General features: G+C 62.4%; 21 protein-coding genes and 1 pseudogene. 5 read left to right on the forward strand and 17 right to left on the reverse strand.

Features of this window, described 5'->3' with window-relative positions; translation table 11 throughout:
- Nucleotides 1-35 precede the first annotated feature (35 nt).
- From otsA to FHT79_RS16780, 3 genes are all read right to left on the reverse strand, one after another.
- Nucleotides 36-1,436, reverse strand: coding sequence for an alpha,alpha-trehalose-phosphate synthase (UDP-forming) (gene otsA / locus FHT79_RS16770; RefSeq protein ID WP_047617093.1), 1,401 nt, complete (start codon nt 1,434-1,436; stop codon nt 36-38).
- 517 nt (nt 1,437-1,953) lie between these two features.
- Nucleotides 1,954-3,579 (reverse strand): glucose-6-phosphate isomerase, encoded by a 1,626-nt coding sequence (gene pgi / locus FHT79_RS16775; protein ID WP_127431002.1) that lies wholly within the window; start codon nt 3,577-3,579, stop codon nt 1,954-1,956.
- A gap of 187 nt (nt 3,580-3,766) precedes the next feature.
- Nucleotides 3,767-5,467, reverse strand: a complete 1,701-nt coding sequence (locus FHT79_RS16780; RefSeq protein WP_097594945.1) for a long-chain fatty acid--CoA ligase — start codon at nt 5,465-5,467, stop codon at nt 3,767-3,769.
- A gap of 256 nt (nt 5,468-5,723) precedes the next feature.
- On the opposite strand from FHT79_RS16780, the gene FHT79_RS16785 reads away from it, so the two are divergent.
- Entirely contained in the window at nt 5,724-6,116 is a 393-nt protein-coding gene (locus tag FHT79_RS16785) for a PRC-barrel domain-containing protein (protein ID WP_028756625.1), read from the forward strand.
- A 200-nt stretch (nt 6,117-6,316) separates the two neighbouring features.
- Here the strand turns inward: FHT79_RS16785 and FHT79_RS16790 are convergent, their stop codons facing one another.
- From FHT79_RS16790 to FHT79_RS16815, 6 genes are all read right to left on the reverse strand, one after another.
- Nucleotides 6,317-8,773: a glycoside hydrolase family 2 protein gene (locus FHT79_RS16790; protein ID WP_183903730.1), complete on the reverse strand. Its 2,457-nt coding sequence runs from the start codon at nt 8,771-8,773 to the stop codon at nt 6,317-6,319.
- Between the two features lie 75 nt (nt 8,774-8,848).
- Nucleotides 8,849-9,244 (reverse strand): VOC family protein, encoded by a 396-nt coding sequence (locus FHT79_RS16795; RefSeq protein WP_063474759.1) that lies wholly within the window; start codon nt 9,242-9,244, stop codon nt 8,849-8,851.
- Between the two features lie 79 nt (nt 9,245-9,323).
- On the reverse strand, nt 9,324-10,073 hold the full coding sequence (locus tag FHT79_RS16800; RefSeq protein ID WP_183903731.1) for an ABC transporter permease: 750 nt from the start codon (nt 10,071-10,073) through the stop codon (nt 9,324-9,326).
- Nucleotides 10,070-11,014 carry an ABC transporter ATP-binding protein gene (locus FHT79_RS16805; protein ID WP_183903732.1) on the reverse strand — a complete coding sequence of 315 codons (945 nt, stop codon included), beginning with the start codon at nt 11,012-11,014 and terminating at the stop codon, nt 10,070-10,072. Before FHT79_RS16805 ends, FHT79_RS16800 begins: the two co-directional genes overlap by 4 nt.
- The gene (locus FHT79_RS16810; protein ID WP_183903733.1) at nt 11,011-12,177 is read right to left on the reverse strand and encodes an ABC transporter permease; all 1,167 of its coding nucleotides are present in this window, start codon (nt 12,175-12,177) and stop codon (nt 11,011-11,013) included. Before FHT79_RS16810 ends, FHT79_RS16805 begins: the two co-directional genes overlap by 4 nt.
- A gap of 86 nt (nt 12,178-12,263) precedes the next feature.
- The gene (locus FHT79_RS16815; protein ID WP_028756619.1) at nt 12,264-13,172 is read right to left on the reverse strand and encodes an ABC transporter substrate-binding protein; all 909 of its coding nucleotides are present in this window, start codon (nt 13,170-13,172) and stop codon (nt 12,264-12,266) included.
- Between the two features lie 419 nt (nt 13,173-13,591).
- Here FHT79_RS16815 and FHT79_RS16820 point away from each other — a divergent pair, with 419 nt between their 5' ends.
- Together FHT79_RS16820 and FHT79_RS16825 are read left to right on the forward strand one after the other, a co-directional pair.
- Nucleotides 13,592-14,836 carry a LysR family transcriptional regulator gene (locus FHT79_RS16820; RefSeq protein WP_047617085.1) on the forward strand — a complete coding sequence of 415 codons (1,245 nt, stop codon included), beginning with the start codon at nt 13,592-13,594 and terminating at the stop codon, nt 14,834-14,836.
- Nucleotides 14,833-15,558, forward strand: coding sequence for a copper homeostasis protein CutC (locus tag FHT79_RS16825; protein ID WP_127430995.1), 726 nt, complete (start codon nt 14,833-14,835; stop codon nt 15,556-15,558). The genes FHT79_RS16820 and FHT79_RS16825 overlap by 4 nt, the downstream gene beginning before the upstream one ends.
- Nucleotides 15,559-15,629: 71 nt before the next feature.
- Here the strand turns inward: FHT79_RS16825 and FHT79_RS16830 are convergent, their stop codons facing one another.
- Nucleotides 15,630-16,007 carry a hypothetical protein gene (locus tag FHT79_RS16830; protein WP_183903790.1) on the reverse strand — a complete coding sequence of 126 codons (378 nt, stop codon included), beginning with the start codon at nt 16,005-16,007 and terminating at the stop codon, nt 15,630-15,632.
- 132 nt (nt 16,008-16,139) lie between these two features.
- On the opposite strand from FHT79_RS16830, the pseudogene FHT79_RS32510 reads away from it, so the two are divergent.
- Nucleotides 16,140-16,217 (forward strand): annotated as a pseudogene (locus tag FHT79_RS32510) (copper homeostasis protein CutC); the annotation flags it as partial.
- Nucleotides 16,218-16,376: 159 nt separating this feature from the next.
- Here FHT79_RS32510 and FHT79_RS16835 read toward each other — a convergent pair.
- From FHT79_RS16835 to FHT79_RS16865, 7 genes are all read right to left on the reverse strand, one after another.
- Complete coding sequence (locus FHT79_RS16835; protein ID WP_183903734.1) at nt 16,377-17,396, reverse strand: zinc-binding alcohol dehydrogenase family protein; 1,020 nt, start codon at nt 17,394-17,396, stop codon at nt 16,377-16,379.
- A 63-nt stretch (nt 17,397-17,459) separates the two neighbouring features.
- Nucleotides 17,460-18,434, reverse strand: a complete 975-nt coding sequence (locus tag FHT79_RS16840) for an ABC transporter permease (RefSeq protein ID WP_028757718.1) — start codon at nt 18,432-18,434, stop codon at nt 17,460-17,462.
- A 27-nt stretch (nt 18,435-18,461) separates the two neighbouring features.
- Nucleotides 18,462-20,015: a sugar ABC transporter ATP-binding protein gene (locus FHT79_RS16845; protein ID WP_048338242.1), complete on the reverse strand. Its 1,554-nt coding sequence runs from the start codon at nt 20,013-20,015 to the stop codon at nt 18,462-18,464.
- Between the two features lie 104 nt (nt 20,016-20,119).
- Nucleotides 20,120-21,109, reverse strand: coding sequence for an ABC transporter substrate-binding protein (locus FHT79_RS16850; protein WP_048338243.1), 990 nt, complete (start codon nt 21,107-21,109; stop codon nt 20,120-20,122).
- 208 nt (nt 21,110-21,317) lie between these two features.
- On the reverse strand, nt 21,318-21,764 hold the full coding sequence (locus FHT79_RS16855) for an RbsD/FucU domain-containing protein (RefSeq protein WP_048338244.1): 447 nt from the start codon (nt 21,762-21,764) through the stop codon (nt 21,318-21,320).
- 9 nt (nt 21,765-21,773) lie between these two features.
- Nucleotides 21,774-22,793: an aldo/keto reductase gene (locus FHT79_RS16860; RefSeq protein WP_048338245.1), complete on the reverse strand. Its 1,020-nt coding sequence runs from the start codon at nt 22,791-22,793 to the stop codon at nt 21,774-21,776.
- A gap of 94 nt (nt 22,794-22,887) precedes the next feature.
- The gene (locus FHT79_RS16865; protein WP_132573635.1) at nt 22,888-24,390 is read right to left on the reverse strand and encodes an altronate dehydratase family protein; all 1,503 of its coding nucleotides are present in this window, start codon (nt 24,388-24,390) and stop codon (nt 22,888-22,890) included.
- A gap of 340 nt (nt 24,391-24,730) precedes the next feature.
- On the opposite strand from FHT79_RS16865, the gene FHT79_RS16870 reads away from it, so the two are divergent.
- On the forward strand, nt 24,731-25,630 hold the full coding sequence (locus tag FHT79_RS16870; RefSeq protein WP_047617273.1) for a GntR family transcriptional regulator: 900 nt from the start codon (nt 24,731-24,733) through the stop codon (nt 25,628-25,630).
- Nucleotides 25,631-25,753 lie beyond the last annotated feature (123 nt).

Raw genomic sequence — 25,753 nt, forward strand, 5'->3', positions numbered from 1 at the left:
GAGGCTTTTTGCGATGACGGCTGGACGCTGATCGATCAGGCGATTGTCCGGGGAAGTTCGGGAGCGGTCACCAGGTCCCGCAAGAAGTTTTCGCACCAAAGCGAGACATCGTGAGAGAGCAGATGCTCCATCATCATGCTCCAGCGTTCGCGGCGCTCCCCAAGCGACATGGCAAGGCCCTTGGCAATCGCATTGGCGGTGCCTTCGACATCGTAGGGATTGACCAGCAGCGCACCCTTCAGCTCCCGAGCCGCGCCGGCGAAGCGCGATAACACCAGGACGCCCGGGCGATCCGGGTTCTGGGCGGCGACATATTCCTTGGCGACGAGATTCATGCCGTCGCGCAACGGCGTGACCAGCCCGATCGTCGCCAGGCGATAGAGGCCGGCGAGCACGGTGCGGTTGATCGAACGGTTGACATAGCGGATCGGCACCCAGTCGACCGTCCCGATGGCGCCGTTGACGCGGCCGGCCTGCTCGGCGACCATCTTCTGCATATGCTCGTATTCGGGAACTTCCGATCGCGACTTCGGCGTGATCTGCAGATAGGTGACCTTGTTCTGATAGGCGGGATTGCCGGTGAGGAAGCGTTCGAACGCTTCCAGCCGCTGAATAATGCCCTTGGAATAATCGAGCCGATCGACCCCGATGATCATGTCGCGGCCCTCGATGCTGCGCCGGGTCTTCTGCACCATGACATTGTCTGCGGCGCTCTCGGCGAAGTCGGCGAAGCCCGCGGTTTCGATCCCGATCGGATAGGCGCCCGCCTTGAATATCCGCCCATGTGAATCGAACGATCCATTTCCGAGGTCGTCGCCAATGCCTTCCCTTCTGAGATATCCGGCGAAGTTCTGGAGGTCGTAGTCCGTCTGGAAGCCGACGAGATCGTAATGCGAGAGCCCGCGCATGATTTCTTCATGGACCGGCATCGTGACGAGAATGTCGGCCGGCGGCCAGGGAATGTGCAGGAAGAAGCCGATCCGGTTCTTCAGCCCCATTTGGCGCAGTTCGGCGGCCAGCGGAATGAGGTGGTAGTCATGAACCCAGATGATGTCGTCCGGCTCGATCATCGGCGCCAGCCGGTGCGCGAAAAACCGGTTGACGCGGAAATAGCCGGCCATTTCCTTTCGGCCATATTCGGCGAGGTCGAGGCGGTAGTGACAGATGGGCCAGAGAACACGGTTTGCAAATCCGCGATAATATTCCTCGACGTCGGTGTCGGTGAGATCGGTCAGCGCATAGGTGATGTTACCCTTCTGCAGTTGCGACAGCGGGCCAGGCTCCCTGTCTCCGCTCGACTCTCCCGACCATCCCATCCAGATGCCGCCGCGCGCCTGCAGGGCTGCCTGCAGCGCGACCGCCAGGCCGCCGGCCGCGGCGCTCCCATCCTTGGCCGGCATGGGAACACGATTGGAAACGACGATAAGACGGCTCATGAATTTCCTTTGGTGAAGATGGATCGTGAAAACGCTCTATGGTGAGCGTCTCGGGCAATCTCCCGAACTGGGCGCGAAAGAGCCGATCCGGACGCGAGTGGCCCGGCGCATACGCCAGCGGAAACAATGAAACGGGGCATCGCCCCCGGCTTGTAGGCCATGTCGTCGGAAGTACCCTGCGCACATATTTTGCTTGAATCTAGGGCGATGGCGGCAGATTGAAAGAATTCTTTCTAAAATTTTCTATTAGAAGAAAGTTCAATCCGGTTTTGCGCCACGGGCCTCATCGACAGGGATGCTTCAGGCAGGCCGTCATCAATTCACCATTTGCGGGCCGCAATGACCATGCTGGCGCCAATCCGCTCTGGGTCCATGAGATTGGTATGTAAGGTTAAAGCCCGCTTCGCCCCTCATCCGGCTGCGGCCACCTCCCCATCCCCATTGACGCTGCGTTTGGCACGTCCCCTCGCCCCGTCAGAACGGGGAGAGGGTCAGGGTGAGGGGCAATCTCGCCCGCTTACTTCGCCAGCTTCGCCAGCGCCGCAACCAGGCCCTGCGTCGAGGAATCATGGCCTGCTGCACTTTCCTTGCCTTCGACGACCGGCAGCAGGCCGGTTGCCAGTTCCTTGCCGAGCTCGACGCCCCACTGGTCGAAGGAGTTGATGCGGAAAAGCACGCCTTCGACGAAGACGCGGTGTTCGTAAAGCGCGATCAGGCGGCCGAGGGCGTAGGGGGTCAGCTTGTCGTAGACAAAGGTGATCGATGGGCGGTTGCCGTTAAAGACGCGGTGCGGGGCGATGAAGTCGGCCTTCTTGTCGTCCATACCCTTGTCGGTCAGCTGCTTCTTGGCCTCCGCGAAGGTGCGGCCCTTCATCAGGGCTTCCGACTGGGCGAGAACGTTGGAGATGAGCAGCTGGTGCTGGTGACGCAGCTCCGGCTCGAAGGCATTGGCGGCGATCATGAATTCGGCCGGGATGATGCTCGTGCCCTGGTGGATGAGCTGGTAGAAGGCGTGCTGGCCGTTGGTGCCGGGTTCGCCCCAGACGACCGGGCCGGAATTGCCCTCGACCGGCGTGCCGTCGATGGTGACGCCCTTGCCGTTCGATTCCATGTCGAGCTGCTGCAGATAGGCCGGGAAGCGCGACAGGCGCTGGTCGTAGGGCAGGATGGCGCGGGTGGGGTAGCCCAGCACATTGCGGTGGTAGAAGCCGATCAGGCCGAGCAGCATCGGCAGGTTTTCGGTAATCGGCGCCTTACGGAAGTGATTGTCGACGGCATGAGCGCCATCGAGGAATTTGCCGAAATTCTCCGGCCCGACGGCGATCATCAGCGGCAGGCCGATCGCCGACCAGATGGAGTAGCGGCCGCCGACCCAGTCCCAGAAGCCGAAGACGCGGGCGCTGTCGATGCCGAAGGCAGCGACCTTGTCGAGCGCCGTCGAGACGGCGGCGAAATGGTGCTGCACGGCCGCTTCGCCGAGCGCCTTGGCGATGAAATTGCGCGCCGTCTGCGCATTGGTCATCGTCTCGACGGTGGTGAAGGTCTTCGAAGCGACGATGAACAGCGTCGTTTCCGGCTGCACCAGCTTCAGGATATCGGCGATATGGGCGCCGTCGATGTTGGAGACGAAATGCGCGCGCGGGCCGTCATGAAAGGGGGCAAGCGCCAGCGTCGCCATCACAGGGCCGAGATCCGAGCCGCCGATACCGATATTGACGACGTCGGTGATCGCCTTGCCGGTGGCGCCCTTCAGCGCGCCGGAGCGGATCTCGTCGGCGAACTTGCCCATGGCGGCAAGCACGGCATTGACGTCGGGCATGACGTCCTTGCCGTCGACCAGAACCGGCGTGTTGGAGCGGTTGCGCAGCGCGGTGTGCAGAACGGCGCGGTCCTCGGTGAAATTGATCGCCTTGCCCGAGAACATTTCCTCGCGCTTCTTTTCGACGCCGCCGTCTTCGGCAAGCTTCACCAGCAGCTTGAGGATATCGTCATTCACCGCCGTCTTGGAAAAATCCATCAGCAGGTCGTCAAGCGAAACGGAAAAACGCGAAAAGCGCTGCTGATCGGCGGCGAAGGCGGCACGAATATCGGTCGCCTTGGTGGCGTCGGCGGTGCTTTTCAGCTGTTCGACGATGGCGTTCATGGGAGGCTCCTTTGGAGGCGGAAAGGGTTGCGGAAACTATTCGCTTTATCACTCGCAAATCAAGTTCAGCCACCTGCCGAAATAGAAAAAAGCCACCCGCGGCGAGCGGATGGCCCTCAATTTCATTAGAGCGCCGCGCGTCCCAAAGACATGCAAAGGACGCTGTAACACTTTGAATTCGTCAAATTCAGCCGCGCAGGTCCTTGCGCAGGATCTTGCCAACCGGCGACTTCGGCAGTTCGGTGCGGAACTCGATGAAGCGCGGCCGTTTGTAGTTGGTGAGATTGGCGATGCAATGGGCTTTCACCTCCGCCTCCGTCAAGTTCGGATCCTTCCTGACGACGAAGAGTTTGACCGCCTCGCCCGAATGTCCGTCCGGCACGCCGATGGCCGCGGCCTCGAGAATGCCGGCATGCATGGCGGCGACCTCCTCGATCTCGTTCGGATAGACATTGAAGCCGGAGACCAGGATCATGTCCTTCTTGCGGTCGACGATCTTGGTATAGCCGCGCTCGTCCATGAAACCCATGTCGCCCGAGCGGAAATAGCCGTCATCGGTCATCACCCGCGCCGTTTCCTCCGGCTTCTGCCAGTAGCCGGCCATCACCTGCGGCCCGCGGATGCAGATCTCGCCGACCTGGCCGAGCGGTAACGAATTGCCTTCCTCGTCGCGAATATCGAGGTCGGTGGAGGGTAGCGGCAGGCCGATCGTACCGGTGAACTCGGCCGAATCGAAACGGTTGGCGGTGGCGACAGGCGAGGTTTCGGAAAGGCCGTAGCCCTCCGTCACCGGCGTGCCCGTCATCTTGAGCCAGCGGTCGGCGACCGGCCGCTGGACGGCCATGCCGCCGCCGAGCGACATGATCAGCGGTGAGAAGTCGAGCTTGGCGAAATCGGCATTGTTCATCAGCGCATTGAACAGCGTGTTGAGGCCGGGGAAGATATGCACGTCGGACTTGCCGAATTCCTTGACGAGACCGGGAATGTCGCGCGGATTGGCGATCAGGATATTGTGGGCGCCAAGCGACATGCCCATCAGCGAATTCACCGTTAGCGCGAAGATGTGGTAGAGCGGCAGGGCGCAGAGGAAATTCAGCACCTCGGGCTGCTTCTTGCGCTCGAAGGCCGAGCGGAGCCAGAGCGACAGCTGCTGCTTGTTGGCGAGCAGGTTCGCATGCGTCAGCACCGCGCCCTTGGCAACGCCCGTCGTGCCGCCGGTATATTGCAGGAAGGCGATATCGCCGCCGGCAAGCGTCACCGGCGCAAGCGTCTTTCCCGCCCCTTCGCGCAGCACCTGGCCGAAGCTCTTGTGCTGCGGGATCGACCAGGAGGGAACGAGTTTCTTCACCTTGCGCACGACGAAATTGACGATCAGCCCTTTGGGTCCCAGCATTTCGCCGAGCGAGGTGACGACGACATGGCGCAGATCCGTCTTGTTGAGCACCTGCTCCACCGTCCGGGCGAAATTCTCCAGCACGAAGATCGCCTTGGCGCCGGAATCCCGCAGCTGATGTTCGAGTTCGCGCGGCGTATAGAGCGGGTTGACGTTCACCACGACGAGGCCGGCGCGCAGGATGGCATAGGTGGCGATCGGGTTCTGCAGCACGTTCGGCATCATCACGGCGACGCGATCGCCCTTCTCGAGGCCGATGCTCTGCAGCCAGGCGGCGAGTTTGCGCGTCTTGCTCTCCAGTTCACGATAGCGCATCGCCTTGCCCATGCTGGAAAACACCGTCCGGTCGGCGTAACGGGCGCAGGATTTTTCCAGCATTTCGGCAAGCGAGGCATATTCCAGAGGTGGGAGTTCGGCCGGAACGACATCGGGATAGCTGGCAAGCCAGGGCTTGCCGGGTTTGGCTCCGTTCGGATGGACGGAAATGCTGTTCATCGTATCCTCTCTCCCTTGCGGCCGCCGTTGAGCCAGCAATGGTCTGGCCCATATTGACCGGAAAGATCCTCCGTCTTCCAGTCCGGCAGCTTATGCCATTGCCTGAACGGTTCAAGCCGAATGAAGCTATACTAACCTTGACGTAAACGTCAACATTCGGCCATCGCCGGATCGTGGGAAGGCTGGGGAACTTTGAGTCGGCCATGACGTTGATCCTGCAGACTCACTATGAGGAAACACCAAAAGGAGGTGCACAATGTTGAACCAGGATACTGACGCCACCCGCCGCGACCCGAACGTCGAGGGCACGCATGCGATGATCGCCAGCGACCGTGTCGAAGGCACCCGTGTTTATGGTTCGGATGGCAGGCATATCGGCTCGATCGAACGCCTGATCATCGGAAAACTCGACGGCCGCGTCGCCTATGCCGTGCTGAGCTTCGGCGGCTTCCTGGGCATCGGCCACGATCACTATCCGCTTCCCTGGGAAAAGCTGAACTACGACACCCAGCTGGACGGCTATCGCATCGACCTGACCAAGGAGCAGATCGAAGGCGCCCCGAGCTATTCGGACGATGACGACACCTGGTACAACGATAATGGCCGCCGGGTCTATGATTACTACGGCGTGCCGCCCTACTGGATGTAACGTCGTCCGATAGGCCGAGCTGGAAGGGCCCCGCGGCATGCGGGGCCTTTTTGGTGTTTGGTGACAAATGTCGTGGCTCGGCAGCCCCTCATCCGGCTGCCGCTACCTTCTCCCCGTAAACGGGGCGAAGGGGATGTACGCGACCGCTCTCGGCTCGTCCCTCTACCCGTTTACGGGCAGAGGGTTAGGGTGAGGGGCAGCTAGCGCGAACCGACAACAAGATCATTGGCCGATCGCAGCACGGTGCCGATGACAATATCCTCTGCCCTGATCGCCTTCGCCGTCTTGACCGCAAAGACATGGCTCTCGCCCGGCAACAGCGTCACCAGCATCGAATCGACGACGGCATCCGGATCCAGCCGATCCGCCATCAGGCAGAGATCCTTGAGGAAATTTTGCGCCGTCACCTTGACCTGATACCCCCCCTCAATGCTGGTGACATCGACCGCCAGCCGCGGTGCCGGCAAGGCAAGCTCGATATCCTCGACGAAATAATGGAAGGCCCGCCTGTCCAGCATCTGCACGACGATGAGCTCGTCCTTCGCTAAGCCGGGAGTGACGATATCCTTGGGCAACGGAAATTCCTTGGCCTCGAAGCGGTCGCAGAGCAGCCGCCAGAATTCGAATTCGGCAAGCACGGTGCCATCGAGCTTCAGGCGTTTGCCGCTGATCTTCGCCCGCCAGAACAGGGTGCGTTCGTTGACCGCCACCGCCGCAAGCCCGTCGCCGCGCGGCTGGATCGTCAGCAGGCGCGGATCATAGGCTGCCTTCAGCGCATACCAGAGCGGCTTGCGGCGGCCGGCCGAATCGAGCGCCGCCCATGAGGTCACCGGCCAGCAATCGTTGAACTGCCAGACCACCGCACCCTTGCAGACATTCCGGTGCGAGCGCATGTGCTCGACGCCGAAGCGGATGGCGCGCGCCTGGTTGAGCTGGGTGGCGAAATGCCAGTCGTCCATCGTCTGCGGCTCCGGCAGATGGCCGGCAAGGCCGCGGATCAGCTTGTCATTACCCTCGGTCGCCTTCTGATGGTGGAAGACGCCGTTCGATTGCGGCGTCAGCGGCTGGTCGTGCACGCTCTCTTCGATCGTCGCCCAAGCCGCCGGCGCCTGCCAGCCGAATTCGGAGCAGAAACGCGGGATGTAATTGCGGTAGACCTCGTAGCCGACATCGTTCCACACGTCCCAGATGTGTTTGCAGCCATGGCCGTCGGCATTGGGTTCGATCTCCATCGAGCCGGAATAGGGGCTGCCGGGATAATAGGGCCGATCGGGATCGAGTTCGCCGCAGAGTTTGGGCAGCAGGTCGAGATAATAGCCGAGCCCCCAGCTCTCGCCCCCCTTGATGATCGGCCGCCAGCCCCATTCGTCGAAGCCCCAGATGTTCTCGTTATTGCCGTTCCAGAGGACCAGCGAGGCATGCGGCATCAGCCGCACGACATTGTCGCGCACCTCCGCCTCGATCTCGCTTCTGAGCGGTTCCTCCTCCGGATAGGCGGCGCAGGCAAAGAGGAAATCCTGCCAGACCAGCATGCCTTCACGGTCGCAGGCCTGATAGAATTCGTCGGCCTCGAAAATGCCGCCGCCCCAGACGCGCAGCAGATGGATGTTGGCGGCCTTTGCCTCCTCGATCCGCGCGGCATAACGCTCGGCCGTCACCCGCGCGGGGAAACAATCGTCCGGAATCCAGTTCGCCCCGCAGATGAACAGCGGCACGTCGTTGATGACGAAGGTGAAGGCCGAGCCGTGTTCGTCGGCCGCGGTGTCGAGCCGCAGCGAGCGGAAGCCGAGTTCGCGTTCAAAGCTTTCGAGCAGATCGCCGCTGGCCTCGTCGACCAGCCTCAGCGTCATCGGATAGAGCGGTTGCGCGCCGAGATGGTGCGGCCACCACAGCTGCGGCGAGGGGAGGGCAAGCTCGAAGGCGCTCTCGTCTTCGTCAGCATCGATCGCCACCGTCTGGCTCACGCCGCCGATTGCGGCGACGAGCTTGCACGGCGCCTTGTCGCCATGCCGCGCCAGCTTCGCATGGACCTTGACCAACCCATCGCCGCCGGCAAGCGTTGCGGATACGCGCGTTTCGGCAAGCCGCGCCCGATCCCAGCTTTCCAGCCGCACCGGCTTCCAGAGACCTGCCGTCACCAGCGTCGGTCCCCAGTCCCAGCCGAAATTGCAGGCCATCTTGCGCATCAGATTGCCCGGTCCCGGATAGTTGTTGGGGCGGTAGCCGTAATGCCTCTCCATCTGCGCGCCATAGGAATAGGCCGAGCGGTAGGTGACCGTGAGTTCGTTGCTCCCGGCCTTCAGCAGCTCCGACACATCGAAGCGATAGGTGCGGTGCATGTTGAAGGTGCGGCCGATCTCTTGGCCGTTGAGGGATATCACCGCGACCGTATCGAGCCCGTCGAAGACGAGTTCCCATACCCTGCCATCATCAGGCATTGCCTCGAAGCTGCAGCGATAGGTCCAGTCGGTTTTGCCGATCCAGTCATTGGTGATCTCGTTGACGTCGATATAGGGATCGGGGATCAGCCGGTTGGCGAGCAGGTCGAGATGCACGCAGCCCGGCACCGTTGCGGGTATCGCGGCCGGCAGGCCGGATCTTCCTGTATCGTTACAGGTAAGCGTCCAGCCGGAATTGAGCGCGGTCTTCTCGATCATGGGCGGGCTCCTGATTCATGCCGCTCGAAGCTGTGGGATTAGGTGTGGAGTAGAACTATGTCGCCGCAAGAAGCGTCAGAGAAACCGGCCGTGGCGCTGCAGCACTTCGATCTTGTAGCCGTCGGGATCGCTGATGAAGAAGAACAGGCCGAAGAGCTTGCCGTCGCGGTTGAGCTCCACCAGTTCGCCGGGATGAAGCCCGAGCTTCGACAGCCGCTTGCGTTCGACCGACACCTCTTCGACCGAGACGGCGAGATGACCATAGGCATTGCCGAGCTCGTAAGGCGCGGTCCGGCCCTTGTTGACGGTCAGCTCCAGCTCGAAGCCGGTCTCGGCATTGCTCAGATAGATCAGCGTGAAGGTTTCGAAATCGACGCGGTCGGCGACCGAAAGGCCGAAGGCCTTGCTGTAGAAGTCGACGGAGCGCGCCTCGTCGAGAACGCGGATCATCGAGTGGATCATCTTCGCCAATTCTGCCTCCCATTCCACGACAGCGCCGCGCGTCTTTTCAGACGCGCAAAGGACGCTGTGGCACTTGGTACCCGTCCTTTTACGCCGGGCGCAAGCCGATTCTTCGGGTGATCGCCGCTTCGGCCAGGCCCATGGCGTCATAGATCAGCACCGCCATCAGGCCGACGATCAGGCCGCCCTGCAGAATGAAGGCGGTATTGTCGGAAATCAGCCCGGCGATGATTACCTCGCCGAGACCCTTTGCCGCAACCGTCGAGCCGATCGTCGCCGTGCCGATATTGATGACGGTCGCCACCTTCAGCCCTTCGAGGATCAGCGGCAGGGCAAGCGGCAGCTCGACGCGAAACAGCCGCTGCGTGCCGTTCATGCCCATGCCGTCGGCGGCATCGAGCACCTGCGGCGAAACCTGTTTCAAGCCGGCGACGGTGTTTTCGAAGATCGGCAGCAGGCCGTAGAGAAAGAGCGCGATCAGCGTCGGCATGGCGCCGAAGCCGGTGGCGGGAACGGCGAGCGCCAGCACCGCGACCGGCGGAAAGGTCTGCCCCGCATTGGCGATGGCGCGCGACAGCGGCAGGAAGTCAGCCCCGCTTTCCCGCGTCACGAAAATGCCGCCGACAACGGCAAGCACGGCGCTGCAGACAATCGAGCCGATCACCAGTTGCAGATGGCCGACGGCCAGCGAGGCAAGGCTGTTCTGCGTATAGACGGCGGGCGCATTGTTGTTGGTCAACGGCGTGAGCAGGAAGGAAAGCCACTCCGTCCTGAACAGCAGGATCAACAGCAGGGCGAGCGCCGCCAGGCGGAAGAGATTGGCGACGAGGAGTTTCATGCCTTGCGGCCCAGTTCGAGAAGCCGGCTCATCGAGATCGACCCGACAGCCGCCTTCTCGCCGTTTTCAACGGCCGCCTCGTCGACCCCCTGCCAGATCATTTCGGCCAGCGCATCGCGCAGGCTGAGCGACTGCGGCAGGGCATAGGCGAGACCGCTTTTCGCCGGCGCCATGCTTTCCTTCAGCGGCAGCAGCGACATCAGCTTCAGCGCCCGGTCGGAGGTGCCGGTCAATTGCTGCACGAAGGGATCGGCCGGTTCGGTGAGGATCTTTTCCGGCGTTGAGCATTGCAGCAGTCGGCCCTGACTCATGACAGCGATCTGGTTGCCGAGATGGAAGGCCTCGTCCATGTCGTGGGTGACGAGAATGATCGTCGTGCCGAACTGCTTCTGGATCGCCAGCAGATCGTCCTGCGCCTTGCCGCGGATGACTGGGTCGAGCGCCCCGAAGGGTTCGTCCATCAACAGCAGTTCCGGCTCGGCCGCCAGCGCCCGGGCGACGCCCACACGCTGCTGCTGGCCGCCGGAAAGCTGGTGCGGGTATTTGTCGGCAAAGGTCGCCGGATCGAGGTTGAAAAGCCCGAGCAGTTCCTCGACCCGTTTGGCGATGCGGGCGGAATCCCAATCGAGGAGCTGCGGGACGGTGGCGATATTCTGCGCCACGGTGCGGTGCGGAAACAGGCCGTGGCCCTGGATGGCATAGCCGATCTTGCGGCGCAGCTCGGTCACCTCAACGTCGATGACATTCTGCCCGCCGACGAAGATCTGACCTTCGGTGATCGGCACCAACCGGTTGATCATCCGCATCAGCGTCGATTTGCCCGAGCCCGAGGTGCCGACGATGACGGTGATCTCACCCTTCTCGACGCTCATCGAGACGTCGTCGACGACGGTGGCCGTGCCGTAGCGCTTGGTGACGTTCCTGATCTCGATCATGCTCATGCGGCGGATCCCCGGATGCTGTCGATGACCGCATCGAGGATGACGGCCGATGAGAAGGCGAAAAAGACGGTCGGCACGGCGCCGAGCAGGACGAGGTCCATGGCCGTCTGGCCGAGCCCCTGGAAGATGAAGATGCCGAAGCCGCCGCCGCCGATCAGTGCGGCGATCGTCACCATGCCGATCGCCTGCACCAGCACGATGCGGATGCCGGTGAGGATGACGGGGAAGGCGAGCGGCATGTCGATGCGGGTCAGGATCTGCAAGCGCGTCAGTCCCATGCCGGCGGCCGCGTCGCGCACCGCGGGGTCGACGCCCTGTAGGCCGACGACGGTGTTGGCGACGATCGGCAGCAGCGAATAGAGCACCAGTGCGATCAATGCCGGCGCCGTGCCGATGCCGCGGATGCCGATGGCAGCGGCCAGCGGCACATGGGTGGCGAGATAGCCGAGCGGCAGCATCAGCAGGCCGAAGAGTGCCAGACTCGGGATCGTCTGGATGAGGCTCAGCCCCTGCAGCACGATGGCCCGCAGCTTCGGCACCCAGAAGCAGAGGATGCCGAGCGGCAGGCCGAGAATGATGGCGATGGCGAGCGAGCCGAAGGCCAGCAGCAGATGCGAAATCGCCTCGGTCTCGAATTGCGCAGCCCGTGTGGAAAATTCCTTCATGATCGAAAGGCTGTCGAGCAGGCCTGACGTGAGCGAGAGGAACAGCAGCGCCGTATAGGCCGCAAGGGCTGCGACCCGCATCCACGGCGCCAGCCGGATTTTGACAAGCGCATCTGATATCACGAGCCCGATCACGGCAAACAGCACCCAGAAACCGCCGCCGGGCGTCATCCGCGCCACCGTGCTGCCGGGCGGCGTCGCCGCCGCCGAGACGAGGCCGATCGCAACGATCAGCGCCGCAAGGCAGAGCGTCGCGACCATAAGCCGGGCAAGCGCGTTGGTGAGCAGCAGCGCGGCGAAAGCGGTGAGAAGGAGAAGCACGGTCAGGATGATGACGGAAGGCTGGGGAAGAAGCTGCGTGAGCAGCATCGGCTTGCCGGCGGCGATACGGTTGGCCTTCACATAGATGAAGGGCATCAGGGCCGTCGCCGCAATGCCGCCGGCCACCAGAACCACGCCGAGCCGGTCCAGCCTGCGGACCGCTGAGGTTTCTTCCATCAATTCAACCCTGTCTGCCAACCTGTCCGCTCAATCCTATCAGCAAAGGGAGGCTCCGCCCGAAAGTCGGGCGGAGCGAGCGATGACTATTTCAGGAAGCCTTTTTCCTTCAGATAGGCTTCGGCGACGGACTTTGCCGGCTCGCCGTCGACCTGGATCTTGGCGTTGAGCTTGCGCAATTCGTCGGCGGTCAGGCTCTTGAAGATCGGCGAAAGCACCTCTTCGATCTTCGGATTGGCCTTCAGCACCTCTTCGCGGATGATCGGCGTCGGCGCATAGACCTGCTGCACGTTCTTGTCGTCTTCGAGAACGGTGAGTTCGGCCGCTTCGATCGCGCCGTCGGTGCCGTAGACCATGGCGGTGTTGACGCCGTTCGTCTGGTCGGCGGCCGCCTTGATCGTCGCCGCCGTATCGCCGCCGGAGAGAACGACCGTTTGGTCGGGCTTCAGCTGGAAGCCGTAGGTCGTCTGGAAGGCGGGAAGCGCACCGGCCGAATTGACGAATTCGGCGGAGGCGGCAAGTTTGGCGGCACCGCCGCCGGCAACCCATTTGCCGAAGTCCGTCAGGCTCTTCAGCTTGTTCGGTTGGGCGACATCATTGCGCACGGCGAGCGCCCAGGTATTGTTGGCAGGCGACGGCGTCAGCCAGACGATCTTGTTGGCGTCGTAATCGAGCTTCTTCGCCAGCTCATAGCCCTGGTCGATGTTCTTCCAGGCGGCGTCATCCGCCTTGTTGAAGAAGAAGCCGGCATTGCCGGTATATTCCGGATAGATGTCGATTTCGCCGGCGGTGATCGCCTTGCGCACGACCGGTGTCGCGCCGAGCGCGATGCGGTCCTGCGTCTTGATGCCGTTGGCTTCGAGCGCGAGCGCGATGACGTTACCGAGCAGCGTGCCTTCGGTGTCGATCTTCGACGAGACGACGACGTCGGCGGCCTGGGCCGCACCCACCGCGAAGGCGGAGAGCGAGACGGCAAGTGCGAGTTTCTTCAGCATGGAATATCCCCTGTGTTAACACCGTTGAATGGGGCTCAAGCCCTTGGCGGAAGGCTTGTGCGCAGAAAATCCGCCGGCGAGGGCGACAAGGCCGCCATCATGCCGGAATTGCGTGCGTCATGGAAATAGCGTGCCCACCCGAAAAATCGATGCAAGCCCCTCCAGTATTTGCGGTCGCGGCACGATTATGGCGGCGAATGCACCTCCACGCGCGGAAACGCATTCCCTTTTCCAAGGCCGGCGCGATTTGTTTTTGTCCCCTTGCGTGTTTCCACGATGCTCCGGTGCTCTTTCACGGTTTCCCGGCGCCCGGGTTTTTTATGACGGAAACGATAGCCCGCCTATTCTGAGGCAGGGATATCTTTTTTCATGAACACATCATATCGTCCGGTTTTTCCAGCGCTTTCCGGAGGTGGCCATTGCATCTTGGTGCCCTGTTCATTGCAAGCCATGTCCTGACATCCGGCTCGGTGCGCGAGACCGCGCGCCGCTTCCAGCTGTCACCCTCCACTGTCTCCACCGCAATCCATAATCTCGAGACCGAACTGGCGATAAAACTGACCGAGCGCGCCTCTGGCGAGCTGGTGACGCTGATTGCGAGCGGCAGGGTGCTGGAAGGGCTGGAGCCGATCATGGCTGCGATTGCCGAGCTCGGCCAACTGACCGGCCATGACGGCGCCGCCGAGGCCTGCGAGACCTGGGCATCCCGCATCCCCGTCAAGATCGTCACCATGGAGCGTTTTTTGGAAGTGGCCGACCAGGGCAGCATCAACCGGGCCGCCCGCCGGCTTCGCTTGGGTCAGCCGCAGCTTTCGCTGCAGCTTGCCAATCTTGAGAAATTTCTGGGTGCTCGGCTGTTCGAGCGGCAGGCGCAGGGCTCGGTGCTGACGGAAGAGGGCAGGCGCGCCTATCAGATTTTCATGGCGATCAGCCAGGCATGGAACGACCTGAAATCGTCCGCCGACGAGCGTTACCGACGCACAGCCCGATCGCTGCGCATCGGCTCGATCATCCCGACCGGCTCGGAAAGCTGGGTGGCGCGCTGCCTGGGCGTGCTGGTCTCCGAATGGAATGCCCGTCGCAACAACAATACGATCTCGCTGGTGTCGATGACCGCCGACGATCTGCGCGAGGCGCTGAAGAACGGTCGCATCGACGTGGCGATCCTGGACTCGGTCTTCGGCCTCGAAAGTTTCCGGCATCGCGAATTGCTGCAGACCGACATGGTGGTGATCGCGCCACCTGACAGCACCGAGATGAGCGTCGCCGATCTCGTCGCCGGCCATGCGATCTGCATGCCGAGCCCACGCACCGGTCTCGGCCATGCGGCCATGGCCTTCAGCTACGAGCGCGCGCCCAACCGGCGCCTGCGCGGCCAGGATATTACCGCGGCGGATTCGCTGCCTGTGATCGTCGACCTCGTCGCCAACCACGGCTATGTCTCCTTCCTCGGCCGGGTCAGCGCCCTGCCGATCGCCGACAAGGTGCGCATCGTCGATCTCGACGTGCACCTGCCGATGTCCTATCACGTCGCTTTCAACCATCGCAAAGCCGCCGCCGATGCCTGCACCGTCATCATCGAGGCGGCGGCGAGAATTACGTCGGAAACCGTCGCGCAAACCAAAAGGCAGGCGGACGCCGGAGCCAGGGAGACTGTAGCGTGACCATCTTGCTCGAAGTGTGCGTCGACAGCGCCGAAGGCCTTGCCAGCGCGATCGAAGGCGGCGCCGGCCGCATCGAACTCTGCTCGGCGCTGGAGCTCGGCGGGCTGACGCCGCTGCCGAGCCTGATGCGGATCGCCGCCCGCGCGCCCATTCCGGTCTATGCGATGATCCGCCCGCATGCCGGTCCCTTCATCTTCGACAAGGCGGACGAAGAAGCGATGATGATCGATATCGATGCGGTGCGCACAGCGGGCCTCGCCGGCGTCGTCATCGGCGCCAACCGGCCGGACGGGACGCTCGACATGCCGCTGATCCACCGCTTGAAGGCACATGCGGCCGGCCTCGGCTCGACGCTGCACCGCGCTTTCGATCTGGTGCCGGATGCCGATCAGGCGTTGGAGCAGGCGGTCGAACTCGGCTGCGAACGCATCCTGACCTCCGGCTGCGCGCTGAAGGCCACCGACGGCCTCGAGACGCTGAAGCGCATTTCGGCCAAGGCTGCCGGCCGCATCTCGATCATGCCCGGCAGCGGCATCCGCCCGGCAAATGTCGGGGAGATCCTGCAGGCGACCGGCGCCCGCGAGGTCCACGGCTCCTGCAGTTCACCGGTCGAAAGCGCCGATCCGCGCGCGGTGGCCTTCGGGTTTGAGGCGAAAAGCACGAACAAGACGGATGTCGCGGTTGTGAGGGAGATGCGCAGGGCGATCGAGGCGGTAGGTTAGAATTTGTAGCCCGCGCCAGCATCGAGACAGCCCTTCATCCCATCGGCGTGAGGGACAGCAAAGACGGCCCATCACTCGCGATCGTGCACGACGCCCATGATATCGCCCCTGCGGGAGACGCTCACCAGGAGATCGTCCCCGTCTCGCCATGCTCGGATCAGATATCGTTCACCCACGTCCTTCACATCTCTGACGCGGTAACCACGTCTCTCAAGGAGGCGAACCGCATCGTCCGGCCCGAAATTGTCCCGACCCGAGCGCCATCCGCTTCGCTGGTCGTGGTGGCGATTCCATCGCTGCAGAAAATCCGTTTCCGTCTGGTTATCGTCGGGATCGGAATAGAACTCCGATCCTTGGCCTTCCTGGATGACCACCTGCGCGCGGGCCGGCACCGTAAGTGGCATTGTCAGCGCCGCAGCCATTGTCAAGGAAGCAATTCGCATTTTCATCGCTCGACCCTTTCCATCACTCAATCGACGAAGATCTGCCGGCTATCCGGCGGCCCCACTTATGGACACTTCCGTATTCGTCTGTGTGCTTTTTGATTGAGAAATGTTGCGCGACATCTTGCGCGCCGGTTGGAGGCGAAGAGTACCAACAAAACGGATGTCGCCGTTGTGAGGGAGATGCGCAGGGCGATCGAGGCGGCCGCGGGATAACGGCGCATGGGGACAGGGGCCCCCATTTTGTCGATTGCACCCCGTTTCGTCATCCTCCGCTCAAGGCCGAGGATGACGAGTGTGGGGGGAACCTAAGCAGCAAGTACGGCGAACATGACAAAATAATCGCCTAATTCTGCAGGACTTTTCCGACGCTGCCTAACCCCCGATACTGATCACCGCCTTGATCAACCCATTCTTCTCATGCGCCCAGCGGGCGAGATCGCGCGGCGCGTCGGCAAGCGTCGTGCGGTGGGTGATGAGTTTCTCCACCGGCACCAGGCCTTTGGCGATCGAATCCGCGACATGCTCGAAATCGACGCGGGTGGCGTTGCGGCTGCCGATCACCATCATCTCGCGCTTGTGGAATTCGGGATCGGAGAAGCGGATATCGTCCTTGACGACGCTGACCAGCACCAGCGCGCCGCCATGAGCGACGAAGGAGAAGGCCTTTTCCATCGAAGGGCCGTAACCCGTCGCATCGAAGACCACGTCGAAACCGTCGCCGTTGGTTTTGGCGCGAACGCTCTCCGCTGCCGCCTCGTTGGCAACGATGCCGGAGGTGAAGCCGAAGCGCTCCGAGGCCATCTGCAGCCGCTCGGTGCTGGTATCGAGCAGCGTCACCTCATGTCCTGCGATGCGCGAGAAGATCGCCGCCCCGAGCCCGATCGGCCCGGCGCCGATGACGAGCGCCCGCGCACCGGGGCCGGTCATCGAACGGCGCACCGCATGGGCGCCGATTGCCAGGAACTCGGTCGTTGCCGCCGCCTCGAGGCTCAGGCCCTTGGCGGGATAGAGATTGCCCGATGGAACCGAAATCTCCTCGCAGAAGGCGCCGTCGGTATGGACTCCGAGCACTTTGATGTTGGTGCAGCAATTTGGCTTGCCCTGACGGCAGGCGATACATTGCCCGCAGGAGAGATAGGGATTGACGATGACGGGCGTGCCGACCGCGATCGCCACGCCGTCGCCGGCTTCCAGCACCGTCGCCGAGATCTCATGCCCCATCACCCGGGGATATTCGAGGAAGGGATGTTTGCCCTCGAAAATATGGTAGTCGGTGCCGCAGATGCCGACATGGCTGACGGCAAGCCGCACCCAGCCGGCGGCGGGAGCCGCTGGTGAAGGACGCTCGACGATATCGAGCACGCCGGGCTCCCGGCAAAGAACTGCTTTCATGACGGGTCTCGCATTCCTTGAATGGAAGAAGCCGGCTCGTTCAAGCCGGCTGTCTCATGTCGCTCAATTGCTCCGGCGGCGGCGCAGCTGGTCGAAGAACACGATCACGATAATCAGCAGACCCGTGATGATGCGCTGCCAGAAGGAGTTGACGTTCAGAAGGTTCGCGCCGTTGTTGATGGTGGCGAGAATGAAGGCGCCGATCAGCGGGCCGTGCACCGAGCCGACCGCGCCGAACAGGCTGGTGCCGCCGATGACGGACGAGGCAATCGCCTGCAGTTCCCAGCCGTCGGCCTGCGTTGCATTGCCGATGGCGATGCGCGAGGCGAGCAGCACGCCGACGAAGGCGGCGAAGGAGGCCGAGAGGATATAGGCAAGATAGATCATGCCCTTGACGTTGACGCCGGAAAGGCGCGCCGCCTCGGCGTTCGAACCGACCGCGAAGAGATAGCGGCCCCAACGGCTCAGATGCAGGAAGATGAAGGAGGGGACCGCCACCAGGATGACCATCCAGAACAGGCTCGGAATGCTGAGCAGATCGGCGCGGGCGAAATTGCTGAAGCCCTCATTGGTGATGTTGATCGTCGAACCGTTGGTGATCAGCAGGCCGATGCCGCGCAGCGATGTCAGGGTTGCCAGCGTGATGATGAACGGCGGCAGGCCCATATGGACGATGCCGAAGCCATGGAAGGCGCCGATCGCCACGCCGATGGCGAGCGTCAGCGCGATCGCCCCCCAGAGCGGCACGCCGGCCTGCAGCAGCCAGGCGATGATGACGGTGCAGAAGCCGACGATGGCGCCGACGGAAAGGTCGATGCCGGCGGTGATGATGACGAAGGTCTGTCCGAGTGCGAGGATCGCCGTCATCGCGCCCTGACGCAGCAGGTTCGAAATGTTGAGCGGCGTCCAGAAGCTCGGGGTGACGACGCCGAGCACGATCCAGAGGAAGATCAGCAGGCCGATCAGCGTCAGGCCGAACAGGATGTTCATTTTCCGGCGCGGCGGCGGTGCGACGATCTCAGTGGGGGTGGCAGTCATGAATTTTCTCCCTCTTATTCTTTTGGCTCAGACGCCGATCGCTTCGCTGAGCACTTCTTCATGCGTCGCCGCGTGGAAATCATGGCTGGCGACGATCTTGCCGGCGCGGAAGACGTGCAGCCGGTCGGCCAGTTCGTAGACTTCGGGCAGGTAGGAGGAGATCAGGATGATGCCCGCGCCGTCCTTCAGAAGCTTGGCGAAGAGCCGGTAGATTTCCGCCTTGGTGCCGACGTCGACGCCGACAGTCGGTTCGTCGAAGATGAAGAGCCGGGCGCCATGGCTCAGCCATTTGCCGATGACGATCTTCTGCTGGTTGCCGCCCGACATGCTGGAGGCCGGAACGCGGCGGCTCGGCGTCTTGATGCTGAGATCGCGAATCTGCTTGTCGGCATTGGCCGACTCGCGCGCATGGTTGATCACAGGTCCGTGGCTCAGCCGTCCGAACACCGGCAGATTGATGTTGAGGCCGATCGGCAGGTTGAGGCAAAGCCCTTGGTCGCGCCGGCTTTCCGGCGCCAGCGCAATGCCGAGCTCCATGGCGGTGCGTTCGTTCTTGATGTCGACGCGCTTGCCCATCCACTGGATGTCGCCTGATGTCGTCGGCTGGCGTCCATAGAGCCCGAGCGCGAATTCGCTGCGCCCGGCGCCGATCAGGCCGTAGAGCCCGACAATCTGGCCCGCCTTGACGCTGAGCGACACATCTTCGAAGCCCGGACCGGAAAGGCCGTTGACGGCAAGGATCGTCTCGCCGATCGCAATCTCTTCCTTGTGGTAGATCTGTTCGATCGAGCGGTTGATCATCAGCGCGATCAGCTCGGCATCGTTGGTCTCGCCGATCAGGCGCGTGCCGACATGCGTGCCGTCGCGCAGCACCGAGACACGGTCGGCAAGTTCGAAGACTTCCTCCATGCGGTGGCTGATATAGACGATGGTGACGCCTTCGCCCTGCAGGCGGCGGATCAGCTTGAAGAGCTGCGCCGATTCCTGGCGGGTGAGATAGGCGGTGGGTTCGTCGAAGATCAGGAACTGCGTGCCGCGCATTGCCGCGCGTGCCGTTGCCACCAGCTGCTGCTGGCCGATCGTCAGCGAGCTCAACAGCGCACCGGCCGGCAGGCCGAAGCCGAGATCGTCGAGCACGGCCTGCGCCATCTTCTCCATCTGCTTCTTGCGCATCAGGCCGTAGCGGTTGACCTCGTCGCCGAGGAAGAGATTGGCGGCGACCGTCAGGTGCCGGCAGAGCACGACTTCCTGGTGGACGGCATTGATGCCGCGGGCGATCGCCTCGTTCGGCGTCGACAGCCCCACCGGCTGGCCGCACCACAGCACTTCGCCGGCCGTGCGGGTGATGACGCCGGTCAGTAATTTGATCAGGGTGGATTTGCCGGCGCCGTTTTCGCCGACGATGGCGTGGATTTCGCCGGCGAGGAAGGTCAGCGTCGCTGGCTTCAGCGCCTGCACATGACCGTAATTCTTCTGCAGGCCCTTGAGTTCGAGGATAGGCGATCCGGCGGGAATTCGATTGGCTTCTTTCAGCGTCGCGCTGTCATCATGGCGATGACTGACCTCTTCCAGTCCGATCATGGACCTCTCCTCCTTGTGTCACGTCTGCTCCACCCCCGGTAACCATACCATGGATGGAAAAGGCCGCGCCGGTTTTTGAAGCCGGCGCGGCCTGTCTGTCTTTGTTACTTGATCTTCGGGTTCAGCAGTGCGTCGATCTTCGGATCGGCCATATTCGCCTTGGTGACGAGGTTTGCGCCGGTGTCGACATTGGCTTCGACCTTCTCGCCCTTGGAGACGGCAAGAGCGGTCTTCACGCCGTCATAACCCATGCGGTAGGGGTCCTGAACGACGAGGCCGGCAATCGCACCATCCTTGAGGAAGCCGACCGTCTTGTCGTCGCTGTCGAAGCCGATGACCTTGATCTTGTCGCCGAGCTTGTTTTCAGCGATCGCCTGGCCGACGCCCTGCGCCATGATCAGGTTCGAGGCGAAGATGCCGACGAGGTTCGGGTTTGCCGTGATCAGGTCGGTCATCATGTTGAGGCCGGTCGTTGCCTGGCCATCGCCGTACTTGTCGGCAATCACCTTCAGGCCGGGATACTTGGTCTTCACCTGATCCAGGAAGCCTTCGCGGCGCTGTTCCAGCGAGCCGACGCCCGGAAGATTGGTGAGGATGACGATTTCGCCCTCTTCCTTGCCGGTGGCGCCCTTGATGGCGGCGGCAAGACCGTCGGCGGCGATGCGGCCGCCCTGAACGTTGTCGGTCGTCAGGAACGACTTGAACGCCTTGGAGTCGGCAGCGGAGTCAATGCCGATGATCGGAACCGACTTGGCGGCTTCATCGATCGGCTTGCCGAGCGCCTTGAATTCGGTCGGCGAAATGACGACGGCGGCCGGCTTGCCGGCAACAGCATTCTCCAGAATGCTGATCTGGCCGTTGACGTCGGATTCGGCCTGTGCGCCGAGTTCCGGCACGTTGACGCCGAGATCCTTGCCAGCCTTGCGCGCGCCGGCCAGAACGATCTGCCAGTAGAAGGACGTCGTGTCCTTGACGATGATCGGGATCGTCACGTCGGCGGCAAACGACGTTGCCGGCATCGCCGTGGCGATGACCGCGGCACCCGCAAGCGCCGTAAAGGCGCGACGGGACAGAAGGGATTTCACGATACTCATAAGGGTTCTCCTCTCAGGGTGCGTTCTCCTCCGAATAAATCGGCCGCTGAACGCAGGCGGACGATTTTTATCGATAAAAAACATTTGCAGGGAGAAGCTAGCCGAGGCGCAATCAAATTGCAAGTGCGTCAATCTGGCTTTTTTGCTTTGCTAAACTCCGCCCAAGCAACTGATTTTATTCCAATAGTACGATACCCTAAAATAGGGTTCAGGCCAGATCAACCTCATGCGGATGGACGACACCCTTTTTCAAAATCAGGTTACCGTACAGCCGGAATTCCGTCGTCGCGACGATATAGGTGGCCTTGCGGGCCATCGCGTAGAAGGCAAAGCGCTCCACCGGCACGATGCGGAAATCGCCGGCGCGCCTGGACACGATCTGCTGGAACTCGGCGCAGACTTCGGGCATCGCATCGGGATCGCCCACCACTTCCATCCGCCACGCCGTTTCCGGCACGAAAGTGTCGAGCGGCATATGGGTGAGGATCGCCTCGGCCATATCAGTGGCGCTGACGCCGTCGGCGCGAATGACGGGCGGGCCCATCGAGCCCGAGGGAAAATTGGCGTCCGCTATGACGATGTCGTCACCATGTCCCATCGTCTTCAGCGCGTGAAGCAGGTCGGGGCCGAGCAATGGATGAATACCCTTGAGCATAATGTCTCCTCAGACCCGCACCGCTTCGGCGCCGAGCGGCGGCGCGACCAGCGTATAGGGCTCGAATTCCCCGTAGATCTCGTCGGCAAGCCGCGGCTCGACGATCTCCATGTTGCGCGTCAGGCTCGAAGGCTTGGCCGTGCCGATCAGCACCGAAGCGACGACCGGATCGCGTAGCGGAAACTGCAGGGCGGGAGCCGCGAGCGGCACCCCATGGCTTTTGGCGATCGCCTCCATGGCGCCGACCTTGGCAAGCACATCGTCGGTTGCCGGCATATAATCGAAATGCGAGCCCGGCACCGGGCCGGTGGCGAGAATGCCGGAATTGAAGACGCCGCCGACGACGAGCGACGTGCCCTTCTGCCGGCAGAGCGGCAGGAGTTCGGCAACGGCCGAACGGTCGAGCAGCGTATAACGGCCGGCAAGCAGGATGCAGTCGAGATCGGAATGGCGCATGACGTCGAGGCAGACGGGCACTTCGTTGACGCCGAGGCCGAAGGCGGAGATCGCGCCCGAGGATTTGAGTTCCTCCAGCGCCTTCACGCCGGAATCGAGAAACTGCTTCTGGTGGACCGCATTCTTCGCCGCACCATGCGTATAGACGCCGATATCGTGCACATAGAGAATGTCGATGCGGTTGAGGCCGAGGCGCGCATAGCTGAATTCGACCGAGCGCATGATGCCGTCATAGGAATAGTCGTAATCGGCGTCGAAGGAGAGCGGATCGACATAGCTGTAATCGGGCACGGTGCCGGTCGGCACCGGCCGCAGCAGCCGGCCGACCTTGGTGGAAAGCACGTAGCTGCCATCCGGCTGGTCGCGCAGGAAATCGCCGACCCGCCGTTCGGCGAGACCCAGCCCATACCAGGGCGCGACGTCGAAATAGCGGATGCCGCTATCCCAGGCCGCCTGCAGCGTGTCCATCGCCTGCTCGCGCGGGCAGGCACGGTAGAGACCGCCGAGAGCTGCCGCGCCGAAACTGATTTCGGTCACCTCCAGCTTGGTCTTGCCGATCTTTCTCGTCTTCATCATTCCTCCTCGCGAAGAAGCTGAAACTGTCTATCCGGAGCAATCCCGGGAAAAGTGTGAAGCGGTTTTCCAAGGGCTTGCGTAAAACAAAAAGCTAGAGCGTTGCGCCCAGATGCCAGGGCACGAATTCGTTATCGCCGTAGCCGAAGAGCTCGCTCTTGGTCTTCTTGCCCGAAGCCGTATCGACGATGAGGTCGAAGATTTCGCGGCCCTTGCCGCTGATCGTCGCGTCGCCGGTGGCGATGGTGCCGCAATCGATGTCCATGTCCTCTTCCATCGAGGCGTAGAGCGCCGAATTGCTGGAAAGCTTCAGGGACGGTGCCGGCCGGCAGCCGAAGCAGCTGCCGCGGCCCGTGGTAAAGGCGATCATATTCGCCCCGCCGGCCACCTGGCCGGTCGCCGAGACCGGGTCGTAGCCGGGGGTGTCCATGAAGACGAGCCCGGGGGCCGTGACCCGCTCGGCATAACCATAGACCGCCGTCAGCGGCGAGCGCCCACCCTTGGCAACCGCGCCGAGTGACTTCTCCAGAATGGTGGTCAACCCGCCGCGCTTGTTGCCGGGCGACGGGTTGTTGTCGAGCGAGGCGCCGTGCAGAGCGACATAATCCTCCCACCAGGCGATTTTCTCGTCCAGCTTCTTTGCCACCTCGTCGCTGACGGCGCGGCTGCGCAAAAGGTGCTCCGCACCATAGATTTCCGAAGTCTCCGACAGGATCGCCGTGCCGCCGGCCGCCGCCAGAAGGTCGGCGGCGACACCGAGCGCCGGATTGGCGGTGATGCCGGAAAAGCCGTCCGAGCCGCCGCATTGCAGGCCGATGATGATCTCGCTCACCGACATCGGCACGCGCTTTTCCTTGCCGACATCGGCAGCGATCTCGCGCAGCATGCCCATGGCCCGCTCGACCGCGCGGCGGGAACCGCCGGCATCCTGAATGTTGAAATGCCGCTTCGAAGCGCCCGCACCGCTCTGGCCGTACAGCGTCAGCTGGTTGACCTCGCAGCCGAGGCCGATCATCAGCACGCCGCCGAAATTCACATGCCTGGTATAGCCGGCGAGCGTCCGGTGCAGCACATTCATGCCGTCGCCGGTCGAACTCATGCCGCAGCCCTGGTCATGCACGATCGGCACGAAACCGTCGATGCCCTCATAATGCGGCAAGATCGTCCGGTTCGCCTCGTCGGCGATCGCCCGGCAGACCGTGGTGGAACAGTTCACGCTGGCGATGATGCCGATATAGTTGCGGGTCGCCGCCCGCCCGTCGGCGCGGCGGTAACCCATGAAGGTGCGCGCCTTGTCGTCGGCCGTCGCCGTCTCCGGCGCCGAATTGGCGGTCGCCGCCAGCCGGTCGTTTTCGAAATGCAGGTTGTGGCTGTGCACATGGTCGCCGGCCTTGACCTCTTCAGTGGTGCGGCCGATCGCCTGTCCGTATTTCACCACCGGCGACCCGAGCGGAATATCCGCTATCGCCACCTTGTGACCGGGGTCGATCTTCTGACGGGCTTCGATGCCGGCAACCGTCGAACCCGGCGCGATTGCCGCCGTTGCGACCGCGACATTGTCTCCGGCCGAAAGGATGATCCAAGGCAGTTTGTCCAATTTCTTCTCCCCAGAGCATGATGCCGAAAACTGTGAGCGGTTTTCGGACGACATCATGCTCTAACTCTTTAATTTAGAATAGGATTCAGATTTTTGGCCGACCCGGCCTAAAATCATCCTGTTCTAAGGAAACACTCGCTGCATCGGCGAATGCGCATTGATTTTGTTTTTTATCTACAATAAACATTTTCAAGTCAACGGGAATATTGATCCTGTGGACGAGGGAGGCAATGAGCCGCAGGCGACCGGAAATAAGCTAAAGGTCGTTTGAACAAGCCCCGGTCCGCTCTGTCCTGCTGTGAAGCGGGAAGGCGCTCACGAGGGCGGAAAGCGGGGTCTGGTGGCACGGCAGAATACGGTCTTCAAGGAAGCCTACAACAGGTATGCTGCAGCCTTGCGCACGGATACCGCACTGCCCTCGGAGCCGGAGATCGCCGCCCAGCTCGGCGTCAGCCGCTCGACGGCGCGCGCCATCCTGACGCGGCTCAGCGAAGAAGGCATCATCCGCTGGAACAAGCGCCAGAAGATCGTGCTGCGCCAGCCGACGGACCGCGACCTCTTTCCCTCGGAAGAAACCGACTCTCTGCACGACATCATCGAGCGCAGCTTCATGCAGCGCATCCTTGCCGATGATGCAGCCCCCGGCATGCAGATCAACGAATTGGAGCTAGCCCGCGAGATCGGCACCGGCACAACAAGCGTGCGCGAATTCCTGATCCGCTTCTCCCGCTTCGGCCTCATCGAGAAACGGCCGAACAGCCATTGGACGCTCAAGGGCTTCACCCGCGAATTCGCCCTCGAGCTCGCCGATGTGCGCGAGATGTTCGAGCTGCACTCCGCCGCCGAATTCGGCCGGCTTCCGCGCGACCACCAGGCCTGGATCGATCTCGCCGCCATGCGCGACGAACATCACGCCATGCTTGCCGACATCAACCAGCGCTTCAAGGACTTCTCCGTCCTCGACGAGCGCTTCCACCTGTTGATCCATCGCGCCTCGAAAAACCGCTTCATCGCCGATTTCTACGACGCCATCGCCATCGTTTTCCACTATCACTACCAGTGGAACAAGACCGCCGCCCGCCAGCGCAACGAACGCGCCATCCACGAACATCTGGATTATATCGCAGCCCTGGAATCCGGCGACCAGGCGGCAATCGAAACCGCCTGCCGCGCGCATCTGCACTCCGCCCGCCAGACCCTGCTGCAATCCCTGCCGCAGATTGCCAGTGAAACTGCGTGAGGTGGGGAGCATAATTTCGGGAAGTCTGGGTTCTGCAACGTCTCGATTCCCTCTTCTCCCCGAGGGGAGAAGAGGACATGCCGCGTCCTCTCCGTTTCCCACCCACATTTCGGACATGCCGCG

Origin of the sequence: Rhizobium sp. BK212, from assembly GCF_014197475.1 — a bacterium.
GTDB lineage: Bacteria > Pseudomonadota > Alphaproteobacteria > Rhizobiales > Rhizobiaceae > Rhizobium > Rhizobium anhuiense.

Bases quoted from the DNA above. Each gene is read 5' to 3' on its own strand.
- otsA (WP_047617093.1), bottom strand. From the start codon at position 1,436: ATGAGCCGTCTTATCGTCGTTTCCAATCGTGTTCCCATGCCGGCCAAG.
- pgi (WP_127431002.1), bottom strand. From the start codon at position 3,579: ATGAACGCCATCGTCGAACAGCTGAAAAGCACCGCCGACGCCACCAAG.
- FHT79_RS16780 (WP_097594945.1), bottom strand. From the start codon at position 5,467: ATGAACAGCATTTCCGTCCATCCGAACGGAGCCAAACCCGGCAAGCCC.
- FHT79_RS16785 (WP_028756625.1), top strand. From the start codon at position 5,724: ATGTTGAACCAGGATACTGACGCCACCCGCCGCGACCCGAACGTCGAG.
- FHT79_RS16790 (WP_183903730.1), bottom strand. From the start codon at position 8,773: ATGATCGAGAAGACCGCGCTCAATTCCGGCTGGACGCTTACCTGTAAC.
- FHT79_RS16800 (WP_183903731.1), bottom strand. From the start codon at position 10,073: ATGAAACTCCTCGTCGCCAATCTCTTCCGCCTGGCGGCGCTCGCCCTG.
- FHT79_RS16805 (WP_183903732.1), bottom strand. From the start codon at position 11,014: ATGAGCATGATCGAGATCAGGAACGTCACCAAGCGCTACGGCACGGCC.
- FHT79_RS16810 (WP_183903733.1), bottom strand. From the start codon at position 12,177: ATGGAAGAAACCTCAGCGGTCCGCAGGCTGGACCGGCTCGGCGTGGTT.
- FHT79_RS16815 (WP_028756619.1), bottom strand. From the start codon at position 13,172: ATGCTGAAGAAACTCGCACTTGCCGTCTCGCTCTCCGCCTTCGCGGTG.
- FHT79_RS16830 (WP_183903790.1), bottom strand. From the start codon at position 16,007: ATGAAAATGCGAATTGCTTCCTTGACAATGGCTGCGGCGCTGACAATG.
- FHT79_RS16835 (WP_183903734.1), bottom strand. From the start codon at position 17,396: ATGAAAGCAGTTCTTTGCCGGGAGCCCGGCGTGCTCGATATCGTCGAG.
- FHT79_RS16840 (WP_028757718.1), bottom strand. From the start codon at position 18,434: ATGACTGCCACCCCCACTGAGATCGTCGCACCGCCGCCGCGCCGGAAA.
- FHT79_RS16845 (WP_048338242.1), bottom strand. From the start codon at position 20,015: ATGATCGGACTGGAAGAGGTCAGTCATCGCCATGATGACAGCGCGACG.
- FHT79_RS16850 (WP_048338243.1), bottom strand. From the start codon at position 21,109: ATGAGTATCGTGAAATCCCTTCTGTCCCGTCGCGCCTTTACGGCGCTT.
- FHT79_RS16855 (WP_048338244.1), bottom strand. From the start codon at position 21,764: ATGCTCAAGGGTATTCATCCATTGCTCGGCCCCGACCTGCTTCACGCG.
- FHT79_RS16860 (WP_048338245.1), bottom strand. From the start codon at position 22,793: ATGAAGACGAGAAAGATCGGCAAGACCAAGCTGGAGGTGACCGAAATC.